Here is a 13,973-nt window from a genome sequence, read left to right on the forward strand (position 1 = left end):
CCGCCCGACTCGCCCCACGTCCGGCATATCCCATTACACTGAGCGCTTCCGCGACCACTCTTTTCTACGGGGCGCCCGGCACCCACAATGGCGGAAGTCCGGACGAGCCGTGCCGAACAGGGGCGGGGTGCATGACCGACACCGATCCCGGACCCGCGCGTGACGCCGGGTCCGACGGCGAGCTCGCGGCCGGGCTCCGCGACGGCGGGACGGCCGGGGCGCAGGCCCTCGACGAGCTGTACCGCCGCCACTGGAGGCCGGTGCTGGCCTACGCCCTCACCTGCTGCCGCGACCCGCACACCGCCGAGGACCTCGCCTCGGAGGCCTTCACCCGCACTCTGGAGGCGGTGCGCGCCGGCCGCGGGCCGGGCGAGGCGTGGCGCCCCTACCTGCTGGCGGTGGTTCGCCGCACCGCCGCCGACTGGGCGGGCACCGAGCGGCGCACCGAGCTCTCCGACGACTTCGAGCGCTGGCTGGGCGCGGCACCCGAGGAGAGCGGCGAGGAGCGGGTGCTCCGCCTGGAGGACGGCGGCCTGGTGCGCCGGGCCTTCCACTCCCTGCCCGAGCGCTGGCAGGCGGTGCTCTGGCACACCGAGGTCGAGGGGGAGGCGGCCGAACGGGTGGCGCCGCTCCTGGGGATCGGCCGCAGCGGCGTGGGGTCGCTGGCCTCGCGCGCGCGGGAGGGGCTGCGGGAGGCGTACCTGTCCGCGCACATCGCCGGGGCCGAAGGGGAGTGCCGCCGTTTCGCCCCGATGATCGGCGCGCAGGCGCGCCGCGCCGACCGCAGGCCCCGGCGCGACCTGGGGCGCCACCTGGCCGAGTGCGAGCGCTGCCGGGCCGCCTTCGCCGAGCTGAGCGGGCTGAGCAAGCGCATGCGGACGGTGCTGCCCGCCGCGCTGCTGATGTGGGCGGGGCCGTTCACCGGTGTGGCCGGGCTCCAGACGGGGCTGGTCGCCGGGGCGACCGGCGGGTCGGCGCCGCTGGCCGCGGGCGCCGCCGCCGTCGGGGCCGCCGCGGTGATCGGCGGCGCGGCCGTCCTGGGGGGAGTGCCCGCACCGGAGCAGGGGCGGTCCCAGGACACGGCCACCGCCGCCGTCCCGAGGGCGCCCCAGGACCCGGTGCAGGACCCGCCCCAGCCGGCGGAGGAACCGGTCCCCGGGCCGACGGCCGTGCCCGAGCCCGCGCAGCAGGACGAGGACGACACCGCCGAGGAGCCGGAGGACGAGTCGAAGGACGACGGGAAGGACGGTTCCGGGGGCGGACGGGACGACGACGCCTCGGTGCGGGAGCGGGGCGACGACATCGGGCCGCGCATGCAGTCGGCGCGCCTGATGAACGCCGGGACGGGGGCCTGCGTCGTGCCGGAGGGTCGGCGCGTGGTCATCGGGGACTGCAGCGGGGAGGAGGACGAGGTGTGGGAGACGTTCGCGCCCGAGCCCGGGGACGACCGCACCTGGTTGCGCAACGCCGGGACAGGCGGCTGCCTCGGGTACGAGCCGGAGGCGCACGAGGGCGACGCGGTCAGCCACGAGCCCTGCCGCGCGGACCGGGAAGGGCAGATGTTCCGCTTCCTGATGCACCCCGACGGGAGCTACTACCTCGTCACCGACGCGGCGGGACCGCAGGGAGACGACTTCCAGCTCGGCCTGGCGGAGTGGAGCGACTTCGCCCCGCCTCCGGAGGCGGGTGAGCCGCTGGTGACGATCTACAACTACTACGACGCCTCCCGTCTGCGATTCCTCGCCGCCGCCGAATGACGGCCGACGTGTGGTTCCGCAGGTGGCAGGGGACACTTCCGGAAAATCAGGTAACGAACCGATAAACCTGCGGGACGCCGGGACTCGTGGGGACTCATTGAGGGGTGACCGCCACGGCGGCGGTAACCCCGCTCGATCGCCGCCGTGGCGGTCCCGCGCCACAATGGCGGGCATGGGCATCCCTCCCGGCTTGGACCACATCGTGTACGCGGCCCCCGACCTCCCCGCCGCGGGTGAGGCGTTCGCACGCCTCACCGGGGTCGAACCCGCTGTGGGCGGGTCCCACCCGGGCTGGGGCACCCGCAACCTCCTCGTCGGGATCGGCCACGGCGCCTACCTGGAGCTGGTCGGGCCCGACCCCTCCCAGATCCCGCCCGCAGGGCCGCGGCCGTTCCGCGTCGACGACCTGTCCGGGCCCGGCGCCGTCACCTGGGCCGTGCGCCGCGACGGCCTGGCCGCCCACGCGCGCCGCGCGCGCTGCGCCGGTTACGACCCCGGCCGCGTCCTGTCCATGAGCCGGCGCCGCCCCGACGGCACCGTCCTGAGCTGGGATCTCACCGACCCGCTGGGCGCCCACCCGTCCGGCGCGGTGCCCTTCCTCATCGACTGGGGCGGCTCCCCCCACCCCTCCGCATCGGGGCTCCCGGAGGTGCGCTTGGCGGGCATGCGCGTGCAGGCCCCCGACCCGGACGCGGTCGCCGGGCCGCTGGAGTCGGTCGGCGCCGGGGTCCGAGCCGAGCCCGGGCCCGCCGGACTCGTCGTCGCCCTGGACACCCCGAACGGCCGCGTCGAGCTCGGGCCCCCGCCGACGGGTTGACGGGTTGCGGGCCCGCCCCCATCGGATCACCAGTCGGTTACAGGGGCATCCGCGCGTCGTCCGGACAAAGGAGGATTGTCGGATGATGTGCCATTGTGCGCCGACCGACGGCGGCGCAGCGATCCCCCCGATGGAGTGAGGCCGACATGACCTTCGTTCTCTTCGTCCTGCCCGTGCTCATCCTCGCCGCGGCGGTGGCCGCGTACATCTTCATGGGGAGGCGGGACGGGGCCGCCGCCCCGGAGGCCGCGGACGAGGGCGGCGAGGACTGAGGGCGAGGGGCGGCCCCGCTCAGCGGGGCCGGTCCGCCGTGCGGGCGATCTCCTCGGCGGTCCGCCGCAGGGCCTCCGCGTCCACCCCGGCCGACTCCAGCGCCCCGGCCGCCGTGCCGCCGGCGCGCAGCACCCCCAGCAGGATGTGGGAGCCGTCGATCCAGCGGCGGTCGAAGCGCAGGGCTTCGCGCAGCGACAGCTCCAACGCCTTCTTGGCCTGCTTCGAGAAGGGGATGTGGCTGCCGGGGAACCGCCACCGCCGGGGGCGCGGCGCGGGCGCGGCTGCGCCTTCCCGGGCCGCCCGGCGTACGGCCTCGGCGGTCGCGCCGTGTTCGCGCAGCGCGCGGGCGGCGGGCGCGGTGGCGGGGTCGTCCCCCGGGTCCAGCAGGCCCAGAAGCAGGTGGACGGTGCCGATCCGGCCGTGGCCGAGGCCGCGGGCCTCGTGCTGGGCCTGGACGACGGTGCGGCGGGCGTCGCCGCTGAAGCGCTCGAACATGGTGCTCACCCCGGTTCGCTCCGACGAGCCGTCAACGAATGTTGACGGTCAACTTGTGTTGACGATAGGCGGGGCGGCACGGGGTTGTCAATGAAAGTTGACGAATCGGGGGCGAAGAGAGCGCGGGCCCCGGACCGGGGCCCGCGCTCGCGGCGGCCGGTCAGTCCAGCGGCTTGCGCAGGTGGTGGATCCAGGCCGGAGGGACGTTCGCGACGACCCTCTCCGTGGCCGTGCCGTAGCGGTTGACGTACTCCTCCACGACCCAGCCCGAGCGCGCCTGGCGCAGGTAGTCCTCCCGGGGGGCGATGACCGCCTTGACCTCCTTGGTGTACAGGTAGCCGAAGAACGACAGCCGGCCGCCCGGCTTGAGCACGTCGAAGTAGTGCTCCAGGACGCCCCGCACCTCCTCGGCGGTGAAGTTGGCGAACGGCAGGCCGGAGATGATCAGGTCGTAGCCGCCGTCGCGGGAGACCTCCTGCACCGGTGCGGCGTGCACGCGGATCCGGTCCCGGGCCGCGTCGAAGTCGGTGTCGGACTCCACCAGCCCCTGCAGGTGGGCGGCCATCTCCGCGTTGGCCTCGACGAGGTCCGCGGTGTCCTCCGGCCCCATGTGCCGGGCGATGGCCCGGGAGACGGGGCCGGTCCCGGCCCCGCCCTCCATGATCGCCAGGGGGGCGGGGTCGGAGCGGTCGGACAGGTGGCGGGTCAGGGCCGCGGCCAGGGCCGGGCTGCTCGGCACGACCGATCCGGTCGCGCGGAACGTGCGCACCGCCTCCCTGAGGAAGAGCTTGGCGTCACGCAGCCGGGAGTCGAATCGGAGGGTGTGGGTAGGACTCTGTGTCGCTGCCATGCCTGCACGCTAGCGTGTGCAGGCTTAAGACACGGGTGAAGCGACGGCCCGTGTCCTTGTGGCGGCGGAGCGCGGTCCCTACCCCTCCCGGCCGCCGTCCACGGCGAAGGCGTCCCGCAGCGCGGCGGCCACGGCCTCCTCCGCGCGCTTGGCCGACGGCAGGAACTGCCCGAACCCGAAGATCCCGTGGAAGCCGTCGTTCACCCGCACCGTCGTCGTCGGCACACCGGCGCCCGCCAGCCGCCGCGCGTACTCCTCGCCCTCGTCGCGCAAGGGGTCGAAGTCGGCCGTCAGGACCAGCGCGGGCGGCAGGTCCGCGAACGACTCGGCGAACAGGGGCGAGGCGCCGGGCTCGCGCTCCTGGCCGTCGGAGAGGTACTGCTCGTTGAACCAGGCCATCGCCGTGGCGGTCAGGAAGTAGCCGTCGCCGTTCTCGGCGCGGGAGGGGTAGGGAGCGCCCGCACCGTACCCGCTGAAGTCGGTGACGGGGTAGATCAGCGCCTGGTAGCACAGCGCCGGGCCGCCCTCGTCGCGCGCCCTGTGCGCGACCACCGCCGCCAGGTTGCCCCCGGCGCTGTCCCCGGCCACCGCCAGCCGCGCCGGGTCGATCCCCAGGCCGGCCGCGTTGTCGGCGATCCACCGCGCCGCGGCGAAGGCGTCCTCGACGGCCGCCGGGTAGCGGTGCTCGGGGGCCAGCCGGTAGTCCACCGCCACCACCACCGCGCCGGTGGAGTCCGCCAGGATGCGGCAGACGTGGTCGTGCGTGGCCAGGTCGCCCAGCACGAACCCGCCGCCGTGGAAGAAGACGATGCCGGGTGCGGCCGCGTCCTCCGGGTCGGGCCGGTACTGCCGCAGCGGGATGTCGCCGGCGGGGCCGGGCGCCGCCAGGTCCCGGACCAGGGCCACCCCGGGCCCCTCGATGGGCGTGCGCTTCGTGCGGGCCTCGCGCAGCTCCGCCGGGTCGGCGCCGGGGCCGATCTCGGGCGTGGCCGCGGTGACCGTCTCGATGAACCGTCGGGTCTGGGGAGTCAACGTCATGGGGGGCCTGACCTTTCCCGGAGAACGATCGGGAGAGCGACCCTACCGGCCGGTCGGCGCGTCTCAGAGGGCGGCGGGGGTAGCATGCCCCGCATGAGCGCCCGACCCCACCCCAGGACCGCGCTCGTCACCGGGGCCTCCTCCGGGATCGGCGAGCAGTTCGCCCGCGACCTGGCCGAGCGCGGCTATGCCCTGGTCCTCGTCGCACGGCGCGCGGAGCGGCTGGACGCGCTCGCCGCCGAACTGGCCGACCGGTTCGGGACGGCGTCCGAGGTCCTCCCGGCCGACCTCGGGGCGCCGGACGGCACCGCCGCCGTCGAGGAGCGCCTGCGCGCCGACGGCGCCGACGGGCCCGCCCCGGTCGACCTGCTGGTCAACAACGCCGGACGGGGGGAAGGCGGGCCGTTCGCCGAGCAGGACCCCGACGACGTCGACCACATGCTGGACGTGAACGTGCGCGCGGTGCTGCACCTCGCCCGCGCCGTGCTGCCCGTCCAGATCGCGCGCCGGGAGCGGGGAGAGCACGGCCGTCCCCTGGGGATCATCAACGTCTCCTCCATGGCGGGCGAGATGACCGTGAACCCCGGCGGATCGGTCTACGGCGCGACGAAGAAGTTCGTGACGCTGTGGAGCGAGAGCGTCGCGGTGGAGGCCGCGCCGCACGATGTGCACGTCACGGCGGTGCTCCCCGGGTTCGTCCGCACCGACATGACCCGCGCCGTGCAGGAGCGGGGGACGCCCGACGCGGCGTTCGTCCCCAAGGAGCGCATCACCCGGGACGCCCTGCGCGCCTGGGCCGCCGGCCGCACGAGCGTCGTCCCGGGCGCCCAGTACAAGCTGGCGGACGGCCTCCTGCGGGCCATCCCGCGCACCCTCTACAAGGCGGTGGCCGGTAGGCGCACGGTGCTGTAGACCCCCACCGTCCGGAACCCGAGCCGCTCGTAGGAGCGGACCGCCGGGTTGCCTTCGGTGACGGCGAGCCCCACCTCCGGGACACCCTGCTCGGCGGCCTTCCCCAGCGCGCGGCGCAGCAGAAGACCGCCCAGGCCCGCGTACCTCCGGTCGGGGCGCCGGAACACCTCGCCGATCCACGGCACCTCGTCGGGCCGGTCGTTGACCACGAGCGCCGCGCCGACGCGGACCGCGCCGCTGTCGCCGTCGTCGACCACCAGGCCGCTCAGGTCCATCACCGGCCCCAGGGCCCTCCCGCCCACCAGCGCGGCGAGCAGAGCGAACTCGTCGGCCTCCGAGCGGTCGGGGCGGCGGTCGGGGTGGTCCTCGGGAAAGGCCGCCAGGAAGGCGGAGAACAGCTCGCCCAGACCTTCGCCGTCGGTCCCGAGGCCGGTGAGCCGCAGCCCGGGGGTCGGCAGCTCGTCGGCCCACCCCTCAGGAGGCGGGTCGCCGGCCAGGTCGCGGCGCATCTCCCGGGCGCGGCGCACCGGCCGCCCGCCGCCCGCGACCAGCTCCTCGGCCAGCCCGTCGGCGGCGGTCACCGTCCACCCGGCCAGCCGGTCCAGGGCCGCCCGCGCCGCGCCGGGGCCGTGCGCCCGCGCGTCGGCCGCCATGGGCGCCCCGGGCCGTGACCGGTCCACGTAGCTCATCACCGGCGTGCCGTCCGCACCGGTGAGAACCGTGCGCCCCGCCGTCGCTGCAGTGTCCACCGGTCCACGGTAGAGGGCCCACGGTCACGACCGGGGTCCGGGTGCGCCTACCCTGGTGGGGCGAGTCGCCTGAGGAAAGTGATCATGAAGACCTTCGATGAGCTGTTCGCCGAGCTGAGCGAGAAGGCGCGCACCCGGCCCGAGGGGTCGGGCACCGTCGCGGCCCTGGACGCCGGCGTCCATGCCATCGGCAAGAAGGTCGTGGAGGAGGCGGCCGAGGTCTGGATGGCCGCCGAGTACGAGTCCGACGAGGCCGCGGCCGAAGAGGTCTCCCAGCTGCTCTACCACCTGCAGGTGCTGATGCTGGCGCGCGGGCTGCGCCTGGAGGACGTCTACCGCCATCTGTAGGCGGCCCCGGCCGCCCGTCCCCGACGCAGCAGGACGCAGCAGACCGCGACCCGAAGGGGGATCCTCCATGTCCGACCAGCTCCGCATCGCCGTGCCCAACAAGGGCCAGCTCTCCGAACCGGCCAGCGCCATGCTGCGCGAGGCCGGGTACCGCCAGCGCAAGGACTCGCGCGACCTCGTCATGGTCGACCCCGACAACGGGGCCGAGTTCTTCTTCCTCCGCCCCAAGGACATCGCCGTCTACGTCGGCGAGGGCATCCTGCAGGCCGGGATCACCGGCCGCGACATGCTGCTCGACTCGGGCGCGCCGGTGGAGGAGGTCCTGCCGCTGGGCTTCGGCGGCTCCACCTTCCGCTTCGCCGCCCGCGGGGGCGCCGCGATGAAGCTGGAGGACCTCGCCGGCAAGCGCGTGGCCACCTCCTTCGAGGGGCTGCTCAAGCGCTACCTGGACGACAAGGGCGTGGACGCGCGCGTCATCCACCTGGACGGGGCGGTCGAGAGCTCCATCCAGCTCGGGGTGGCCGACGCCGTCGCCGACGTGGTCTCCACCGGCACCACACTGCGCAACGCCGGACTGGAGATGTTCGGCGACCCGATCCTGCAGTCCGAGGCGGTCCTCATCCGCCCGGAGGGCGCCGGGGACGACCCGCTGGTCGAGCGCCTGGTGCGGCGCCTGCGCGGGGTGCTCGTCGCCCGCGACTACGTGATGATGGACTACGACGTGCACGCCGAGAAGCTCGACGAGGCCGTCGCCCTGACCCCCGGGATGGAGGGGCCCACCGTCTCCCCGCTGCACCGCGAGGGGTGGGTGGCCGTGCGCGCCATGGTCCCGCGCCGCTCCGCCCAGCAGATCATGGACGACCTGTGGCAGATCGGCGCCCGGGCGATCCTCGTCACCGACATCTACGCCTGCCGCCTGTGAGCGTGCCGGGCGAGGACGGCGACGCCCCGGCGGTCGTCGAGCGGGTCATCGGGGAGACCGGCGGTGAGCTGGTGCTCCGGCGCACCCGGGAGCACTGGGAAGTATTCAGTAACGGCGTCTTCCTCATGGACACCCGCGACGGCGCCTCCGAGCGCGAAATGGTGCGGGCGGCCCTCGGCGGGCTGCCCGAGGACCGGCGCGGCGCCCGTGTGCTCATCGGCGGGCTCGGGGTCGGCTTCTCGGCGCGTGAGGCGCTGGACGACCCACGGGTCGGCCTGGTCCGCGTGGTGGAGCTGGAGCCCAAGGTCGTCGAGTGGCACTCCGGCCCCCTCGGGGAGGTCGCCGGGCGGCTCCCCGAGGAGCCCCGGTGCGACCTGGTCCGGGCCGACCTCGCGGTGTGGCTGGAAGAGGCGGCGCGTTCGGCCGCCGCGGGCGGCGAGCGCTACGACGCCGTCTGCCTGGACACCGACAACGGGCCGGACTGGACCGTCCGGGAGGAGAACGGGCGGCTGTACGGCGCCCGGGCGATGGAGCTGCTCGCGGCGGTGACCGCCCCGGGCGGGGCGGTGGCGTTCTGGAGCGCCATGCGGGCTCCGGCCTTCGAGGACCTGCTGCGCGGGCGCTTCGGCGAGGTGCGCACGGTCGAGGTCCCCGCGCGTGCGGGCGGGCCGGACGTCGTCTACCTGGTGCGCGTGCCCTCCTAGCCGGACCGGCCGGGGCCGGCCGGGACCCTGTCCCTTTACCTAGCGCATGCTCGATAATTCCCATATCCGACACTAATATTCCTATTAGGAACACTGCACCGGCCCCGCGGACGGGGCCGGCGGAAGGGGGAGGACATGGACACCGAGGCGATCGGGCGGCGGTTCGCGGGCAAGGCGGGGATCCTCACCGGGGCCGCGTCGGGAATCGGGCGGGCCACCGCGCTGCGCCTCACCGCGGAGGGCGCGCGCCTGCTCCTCGTCGACACCGACGAGGAGGGGCTGAAGGAGACCGTGCGGCTCGTCGGGGAGCAGGGCGGGCGGGCCGGGGGCGCCGCGGCCGCCCATGCCGCCGACGTCGCCGACGAGGAGTCCGTGCGCGGCGCCGTGGCCGCCGCCGGGGAGCGCTTCGGAGCGATCGACGTCCTCGTCAACGTCGCCGGGTTCCACAGGGTGGTGCCGCTGGAGGAGGTCACGGTCGACTACTGGAACCGGCAGTTCGCCGTGAACACCCTGGGCACCGTGCTGTTCTGCCGGGAGGCGCTGCCGCACCTGGTGGAGAGCGGCGGCGTGGTCGTCAACACCGCCTCCACGTCGGCCACCCACGCCCACCCGTACATGACCGCCTACGCCGCCTCCAAGGGCGCCGTGCTCGCCTTCACGCAGAGCCTGGCGGCCGAGGTGTGGGGGCGCGGGGTGCGGGTCCTGGCGGTCTCACCCGGCGGTGTCGCCACGCCGCTGGCGGACTCCGTGTCCTTCCCCGAGGGGGCGGACGGCTCCTACTACGCCCGCATCACCCCGCCGCGGGGGATGGGGCGCCCCGAGGACATCGCGGCCGCGATCGCGTTCGCGGCCTCGGAGGACGGCGCGTTCGTGCGCGGTGTGGAGCTGCGCGTCGACGGCGGCTCGCACGCCTGAGACGCGCGCGGGGGGCGGGGCCACGGCCCCGCCCCCCGCGTCCTCCCGCCTTCACGACGCCGAGCCGTCGGCCTCCTGCTTGGCGATCTCCTTGCGGACCTCCTCCATGTCCAGCTCGCGGGCCTGCTTGATCAGGTCGTCGAGGCTGTCCTTGGGAAGGGCGCCCGGCTGGGCGTAGATCACGGTCTTGTCCCGGACGACCATCAGCGTCGGGATCGACTGGATGTCGAAGCTGGCCGCCAGCTCCTGCTGGTCCTCGGTGTCCACCTTCGCGAAGACCAGGTCCGGGTTCTCCTCGGCGGCCTTCTCGTAGACGGGGGCGAACTGCTTGCACGGACCGCACCACGACGCCCAGAAGTCGATGAGGACGAAGTCGTTGTCCGTCAGCGTGTCGTTGAAGTTGTCCTTGGTGAGTTCGACGGTGGCCACTGCTTCTCCTGAACGTGCCGGGTGCATCGGTCCCTCGTAGAGCGGTCCTGCCCGAGGATTTGTTCCGCAAGCATGCCGTGATCCATCGGACGCCCGCGAACCGCCCCGCGGCGGCCGGGCCGCCCGTCCCGCCGCCCGGCCTTTTCCCGACAAAACACCTGATGCATACCGACTTGGGAGGAAAAGCCGCAGGTCATTAGGGTCGTATGGAAGGCGGGATCCGGCACGGGGAGAACAGGGGGGCACGTGGGCGACCGCGTAGAGGGCGAGAGCGAACCGGACTACCGGTTCACCCTCGCCAACGAGCGCACCTTCCTGGCCTGGATCCGCACCGCCCTCGCCCTGGTCGCCGGCGCCGTGGCCGTACTGCACCTGGTCCCGCTGGACTGGGGGGACGCCGCGCGGCTGACCGTGGGGCTGGCGCTGACCCTCCTGGCCGTGGTCATCACCGCCTACGCCCCGCTGCGCTGGCTCCAGGTGCAGCGGCTGATGCGGCGCGGCCTGCCGCTTCCGCTGAGCGCGCTCCCCCTGGTCACCACCGTCGGCGTCGCCCTGGTGTGCGGCGCGGTGCTGGTCGGGAACTTCTGGGGATGAGCGGCCGCGACCCCGGGCTGCAGCCCGAGCGCACCCTGCTGTCCTGGCAGCGCACCGTGATCGTGCTGGTGGCGGTGGCGCTGCTGTACGTGCGCGATCCCTTCCAGGACGGCGGCGACGGGGCGCCGGGGGCGCTGCTGCGTGTGGCCGTCGCGCTGCTGCCGGTCGGTGCCGCCGCGGTCGCGGCCGTGCACGTGCGGCGCCGGTGGCGGGCCACCGGGCACGGCGCGCACGGGGACGCCTCCGGGCGTGCGCCGGCGCCGCTGGCGCGCGGATGGGTGCGGGTCCTGGTCAGCGCGGTGACCGCGGTGCTGGCGGTCGTCGTGGCCGTGAGCGCGCTGGCAGGGTAGTCCTCGCCGGGTTCCGGCGAGGGGGCCGGATGGACGGGTGGTCCGGCCCGTCGCGTCGCGCGGCGCCTCAGGCGGCCGCTGCGGTGCGCGCGTCCGGGTCCCCGGAGCGCTTGTGGTCGATCAGGGACGCGATGATGTCGTCCAGGCGGCGCTGGGGCTCGTAGCCGATCAGCGAGTGCGCCAGCGAGGTGTCGGGCATGCGGCGCTGCATGTCCTCGTAGCCCTCGCCGTAGGCGTCCTCATAGGACACGTAGTCGACCCGGCTGGAGGAGCCCGTCATCGCGATGACCCGGTCGGCCAGGCCCTTGATCGAGACCTCCTCCCGGCCGCCGAGGTTGACCGCCCGGTTGTAGGCCGCCGGGGTGTCCAGCAGCCGCACCACCGCGGGGACCACGTCGAACACCGACCCGAAGCAGCGGCGCTGGGTGCCGGTGCCGTAGACGGTGATCGGGTCGCCGCCGAGCGCCTGGGAGACGAAGCGCGGCACCACCATGCCGTAGCGGCCGGTCTGGCGCGGGCCGACGATGTTGAAGAAGCGGGTGATCACGCAGGGCAGGCCGGACTCCTCGCCGTAGATGTAGGCGACGAGCTCGTCCAGGCCCTTGGCGGCGGCGTAGGACCACCGGCTCTTGAGCGGCGAGCCCAGGATCCGGTCGGCGTCCTCGGTGAGGCCGTCGGCGTCGTTCTTGCCGTAGACCTCGCTGGTGGAGGCCACCATGAACCGGGCCCGGCGGCGCGCCGCCGCCGCGACCACGTTCTCGGTGCCGTGCAGGTTGGTGTGCAGCGACTGCAGCGGCCGGTCCACGATGGTGTGCACGCCCACCGCCGCCGCGAGGTGGAAGACGGTGTCGCTCTCGGCGATCACGTCGTCCACCAGCCGGGCGTCCAGGATGGACCCCTTGACCAGTTCGAACTGCGGGTTCCCGGACAGCTGGGCCAGGTTGGACTCGCTGCCGGTGGACAGGTCGTCGAGCGCGACGACCGAGTGCCCGTGGGCGATGAGATGGTCGCACAGGTGCGATCCGATGAATCCGGCTCCGCCGGTGACAACGGCTTTCACGGTAGCCTCCCCCTCCTGAGGGTCACGGTGCTGTGTGCGCGCCGGCGGGCGGGCGCCCGCCGACGGGATGCGCCGCTCAGGTGAGCAGGCGCATGGTGTAAAAGCCTTCGGCCAGGGCCACCCCCGCCTGCATGCCGCGCAGCACGGCCAGGCTCCGCAGGGTGGGTTCGGAGCGGGTGTGCGGGTGCTCGTGGATCTGGGTGCCGTACAGCCGCATCCCGGCGAGCTTGGCCTCCATGTCGGCCTCGTCCAGCTCCACCATGAGGCTGGGGGAGTCGGCGGGGCCGTAGCGCCACTGGTCGGCGGCCTCCTCGTAGGCCAGCACGGCGGCGGGGTGGTGCCGCTTGCGGTTGTCCGAGGGGCGCAGGGCCGTGTGCACCGCCTCGGCGGTGACCTGGTGGTCCTGGTTGTAGCTGGTGCGGTGGGGGGCGATGACCACGGTCGGCTCGACGGCGGCGATGGAGACCGGGCTGAGCCGCTCGACGGCGTTGGCCAGCTCGAAGCGGGGAAGCGCGTCGAGCTTGAGGTGGTACTCGTCGCCGGGGAAGGCGATGTCCCAGCCGTCCCAGCGGAAGTGGTCGGCCACCTCCTTGATCTCGGCATAACGCTCGTTGGCCGTGGAGAAGCCCCGGGGCGAGACGTCGGCGGTGTCACCCACCGTCATGAACTGGACGTAGACCTCGGCACCGGCGGCCTTGGCCCGGTGCATCAGGGCGCCGCAGCCCAGCGTCTCGTCGTCGGGGTGGGGGGCGAAGATCAGGATGCGCTGCTGTGACCAGTCGATCGTCATGCCAGGGGTCCTAACGAACGGGGGATCCTGTCGTCGGCGCACCGTGCGCTTGCCACGGGGACGCCTCACGGGGTGTGTCGGTTGCCACACCGGGGCGGGCACGGGTCGGCCGTGCCCCGGCGGTGCGCCTTGTGCGGGGAAGGGCTGCGAGCGGGGACGCGGGCCTCAGCCGGAGCGGGCCTCGCGGAGGATGCCGATCCCGTCCGGGCCGGCGTTCAGCAGCAGGTCGAGTGCGGCCATACGGGGCAGGAACTCCGCGCCCCTCCTGTTGTGCTGCGGGTAGGTCGGGTGGGTGAAGCCCTGCCACTCCACGGCGACCCCGTAGCGCTTGAAGATCTCCTGGTCGACGTAGTCGCGCGCGCCGTCCCCGGAGAGCATCGAGCCCGCGCCCACCTTGGCCGAGAGCTGGGCGAGCAGCTCGCTCTTCTGGCCGGGGAACTCGCCGAGCTCGCTGGCGCGCACCACGGGGGTGTCGATCCCGAAGGCGTCCAGCACCAGGGCGGTGGTGGCCCAGGCCAGGTCGGCCAGGCCGGCCCACTCGCGCTCGTAGAGGGCGAGCACCCGCTCGCCGTAGGCGTCCCAGAACGGTGCGCCGCGGTAGCAGTGCTCCGCGAGGGTGCGGCGGTGCTTTTCCCTCCAGGGCCGGGTCTCGTCGATCTTCTTGTCCATAATGCGCTCGTCCCGGCTGTGCTGGATAACCGGGACCGTCAGCAGCACGGGGCCGTTCTTCGAGGCGACGTAGTTGCGGTTCTGCCATCCTTTGCGCTCGTACTGGACATGGTCGAGCACGACGAAAAGATCGCTCCTGTCGACCTTGTCGACGAGGCCCAGCCAAGGCAGATAGTGCGGCTGGTGCATGGCGACGCGCACTGAGGTTCCTCTCCGAGGCGGGGACTGCACGCTCTGTGGGGGTGCGTCCGCGCGGCAGGGGACATCTCCCCTGCTCGGCGGGTCGGTCCTGTGTCCTCTG

Annotated in this window: 18 protein-coding genes; 10 read left to right on the forward strand and 8 right to left on the reverse strand. The window is 73.9% G+C overall.

All coding sequences use genetic code 11. From position 1 onward, the window contains the following. Positions 1-131 precede the first annotated feature (131 nt). The 3 genes from O4J56_RS03000 to O4J56_RS03010 all read left to right on the forward strand — a co-directional run bounded on the left by O4J56_RS03000 (position 132) and on the right by O4J56_RS03010 (position 2,846). Complete coding sequence (locus tag O4J56_RS03000; protein ID WP_270683501.1) at positions 132-1,757, forward strand: sigma-70 family RNA polymerase sigma factor; 1,626 nt, start codon at positions 132-134, stop codon at positions 1,755-1,757. Positions 1,758-1,929: 172 nt separating this feature from the next. Further along, positions 1,930-2,574 (forward strand): VOC family protein, encoded by a 645-nt coding sequence (locus O4J56_RS03005; protein ID WP_270683502.1) that lies wholly within the window; start codon positions 1,930-1,932, stop codon positions 2,572-2,574. A gap of 146 nt (positions 2,575-2,720) precedes the next feature. Then, positions 2,721-2,846, forward strand: a complete 126-nt coding sequence (locus tag O4J56_RS03010) for a hypothetical protein (RefSeq protein ID WP_270683503.1) — start codon at positions 2,721-2,723, stop codon at positions 2,844-2,846. A gap of 19 nt (positions 2,847-2,865) precedes the next feature. On the opposite strand, the gene O4J56_RS03015 is transcribed toward O4J56_RS03010, so the two are convergent. The 3 genes from O4J56_RS03015 to O4J56_RS03025 form a co-directional block, all read right to left on the reverse strand. Then, positions 2,866-3,342, reverse strand: a complete 477-nt coding sequence (locus tag O4J56_RS03015) for a Clp protease N-terminal domain-containing protein (protein ID WP_270683560.1) — start codon at positions 3,340-3,342, stop codon at positions 2,866-2,868. 160 nt (positions 3,343-3,502) lie between these two features. Beyond that, positions 3,503-4,192 (reverse strand): class I SAM-dependent methyltransferase, encoded by a 690-nt coding sequence (locus tag O4J56_RS03020; RefSeq protein WP_270683504.1) that lies wholly within the window; start codon positions 4,190-4,192, stop codon positions 3,503-3,505. Positions 4,193-4,270: 78 nt separating this feature from the next. Next, entirely contained in the window at positions 4,271-5,230 is a 960-nt protein-coding gene (locus O4J56_RS03025) for an alpha/beta hydrolase (RefSeq protein WP_270683505.1), read from the reverse strand. Positions 5,231-5,323: 93 nt separating this feature from the next. On the opposite strand from O4J56_RS03025, the gene O4J56_RS03030 reads away from it, so the two are divergent. Continuing rightward, the gene (locus O4J56_RS03030; protein ID WP_270683506.1) at positions 5,324-6,142 is read left to right on the forward strand and encodes an SDR family NAD(P)-dependent oxidoreductase; all 819 of its coding nucleotides are present in this window, start codon (positions 5,324-5,326) and stop codon (positions 6,140-6,142) included. Here the strand turns inward: O4J56_RS03030 and O4J56_RS03035 are convergent. Continuing rightward, complete coding sequence (locus O4J56_RS03035; protein ID WP_270683507.1) at positions 6,106-6,891, reverse strand: GNAT family N-acetyltransferase; 786 nt, start codon at positions 6,889-6,891, stop codon at positions 6,106-6,108. The genes O4J56_RS03030 and O4J56_RS03035 overlap by 37 nt on opposite strands. Before the next feature lie 84 nt (positions 6,892-6,975). On the opposite strand from O4J56_RS03035, the gene O4J56_RS03040 reads away from it, so the two are divergent. From O4J56_RS03040 to O4J56_RS03055, 4 genes are all read left to right on the forward strand, one after another. Further along, positions 6,976-7,239 carry a phosphoribosyl-ATP diphosphatase gene (locus O4J56_RS03040; RefSeq protein WP_017539721.1) on the forward strand — a complete coding sequence of 88 codons (264 nt, stop codon included), beginning with the start codon at positions 6,976-6,978 and terminating at the stop codon, positions 7,237-7,239. A gap of 67 nt (positions 7,240-7,306) precedes the next feature. Beyond that, a complete protein-coding gene (gene hisG / locus O4J56_RS03045) occupies positions 7,307-8,161 on the forward strand; it encodes an ATP phosphoribosyltransferase (protein WP_270683508.1) in 855 nt (284 codons plus the stop codon). After that, complete coding sequence (locus O4J56_RS03050) at positions 8,158-8,865, forward strand: spermidine synthase family protein (protein WP_270683509.1); 708 nt, start codon at positions 8,158-8,160, stop codon at positions 8,863-8,865. Before hisG ends, O4J56_RS03050 begins: the two co-directional genes overlap by 4 nt. A gap of 135 nt (positions 8,866-9,000) precedes the next feature. After that, the gene (locus O4J56_RS03055) at positions 9,001-9,780 is read left to right on the forward strand and encodes an SDR family NAD(P)-dependent oxidoreductase (protein ID WP_270683510.1); all 780 of its coding nucleotides are present in this window, start codon (positions 9,001-9,003) and stop codon (positions 9,778-9,780) included. A gap of 51 nt (positions 9,781-9,831) precedes the next feature. Here O4J56_RS03055 and trxA read toward each other — a convergent pair whose 3' ends face one another. Next, positions 9,832-10,209, reverse strand: a complete 378-nt coding sequence (gene trxA, locus O4J56_RS03060) for a thioredoxin (RefSeq protein ID WP_270683511.1) — start codon at positions 10,207-10,209, stop codon at positions 9,832-9,834. Between the two features lie 246 nt (positions 10,210-10,455). Between trxA and O4J56_RS03065 the strand changes: the two genes are divergently transcribed. Together O4J56_RS03065 and O4J56_RS03070 are read left to right on the forward strand one after the other, a co-directional pair. After that, positions 10,456-10,803 carry a YidH family protein gene (locus O4J56_RS03065; RefSeq protein WP_270683512.1) on the forward strand — a complete coding sequence of 116 codons (348 nt, stop codon included), beginning with the start codon at positions 10,456-10,458 and terminating at the stop codon, positions 10,801-10,803. Continuing rightward, entirely contained in the window at positions 10,800-11,153 is a 354-nt protein-coding gene (locus O4J56_RS03070) for a DUF202 domain-containing protein (RefSeq protein WP_270683513.1), read from the forward strand. Before O4J56_RS03065 ends, O4J56_RS03070 begins: the two co-directional genes overlap by 4 nt. Positions 11,154-11,220: 67 nt before the next feature. Here the strand turns inward: O4J56_RS03070 and O4J56_RS03075 are convergent, their stop codons facing one another. The 3 genes from O4J56_RS03075 to O4J56_RS03085 all read right to left on the reverse strand — a co-directional run bounded on the left by O4J56_RS03075 (position 11,221) and on the right by O4J56_RS03085 (position 13,873). Next, entirely contained in the window at positions 11,221-12,213 is a 993-nt protein-coding gene (locus tag O4J56_RS03075; protein WP_270683514.1) for an NAD-dependent epimerase/dehydratase family protein, read from the reverse strand. Positions 12,214-12,289: 76 nt separating this feature from the next. Further along, positions 12,290-13,003, reverse strand: a complete 714-nt coding sequence (locus O4J56_RS03080; RefSeq protein ID WP_270683515.1) for a PIG-L deacetylase family protein — start codon at positions 13,001-13,003, stop codon at positions 12,290-12,292. 165 nt (positions 13,004-13,168) lie between these two features. Next, the gene (locus O4J56_RS03085) at positions 13,169-13,873 is read right to left on the reverse strand and encodes a WbqC family protein (RefSeq protein ID WP_270683516.1); all 705 of its coding nucleotides are present in this window, start codon (positions 13,871-13,873) and stop codon (positions 13,169-13,171) included. Positions 13,874-13,973: the final 100 nt, after the last annotated feature.

Origin of the sequence: Nocardiopsis endophytica (assembly GCF_027706725.1) — a bacterium.
Classification (GTDB): domain Bacteria; phylum Actinomycetota; class Actinomycetes; order Streptosporangiales; family Streptosporangiaceae; genus Nocardiopsis_A; species Nocardiopsis_A endophytica.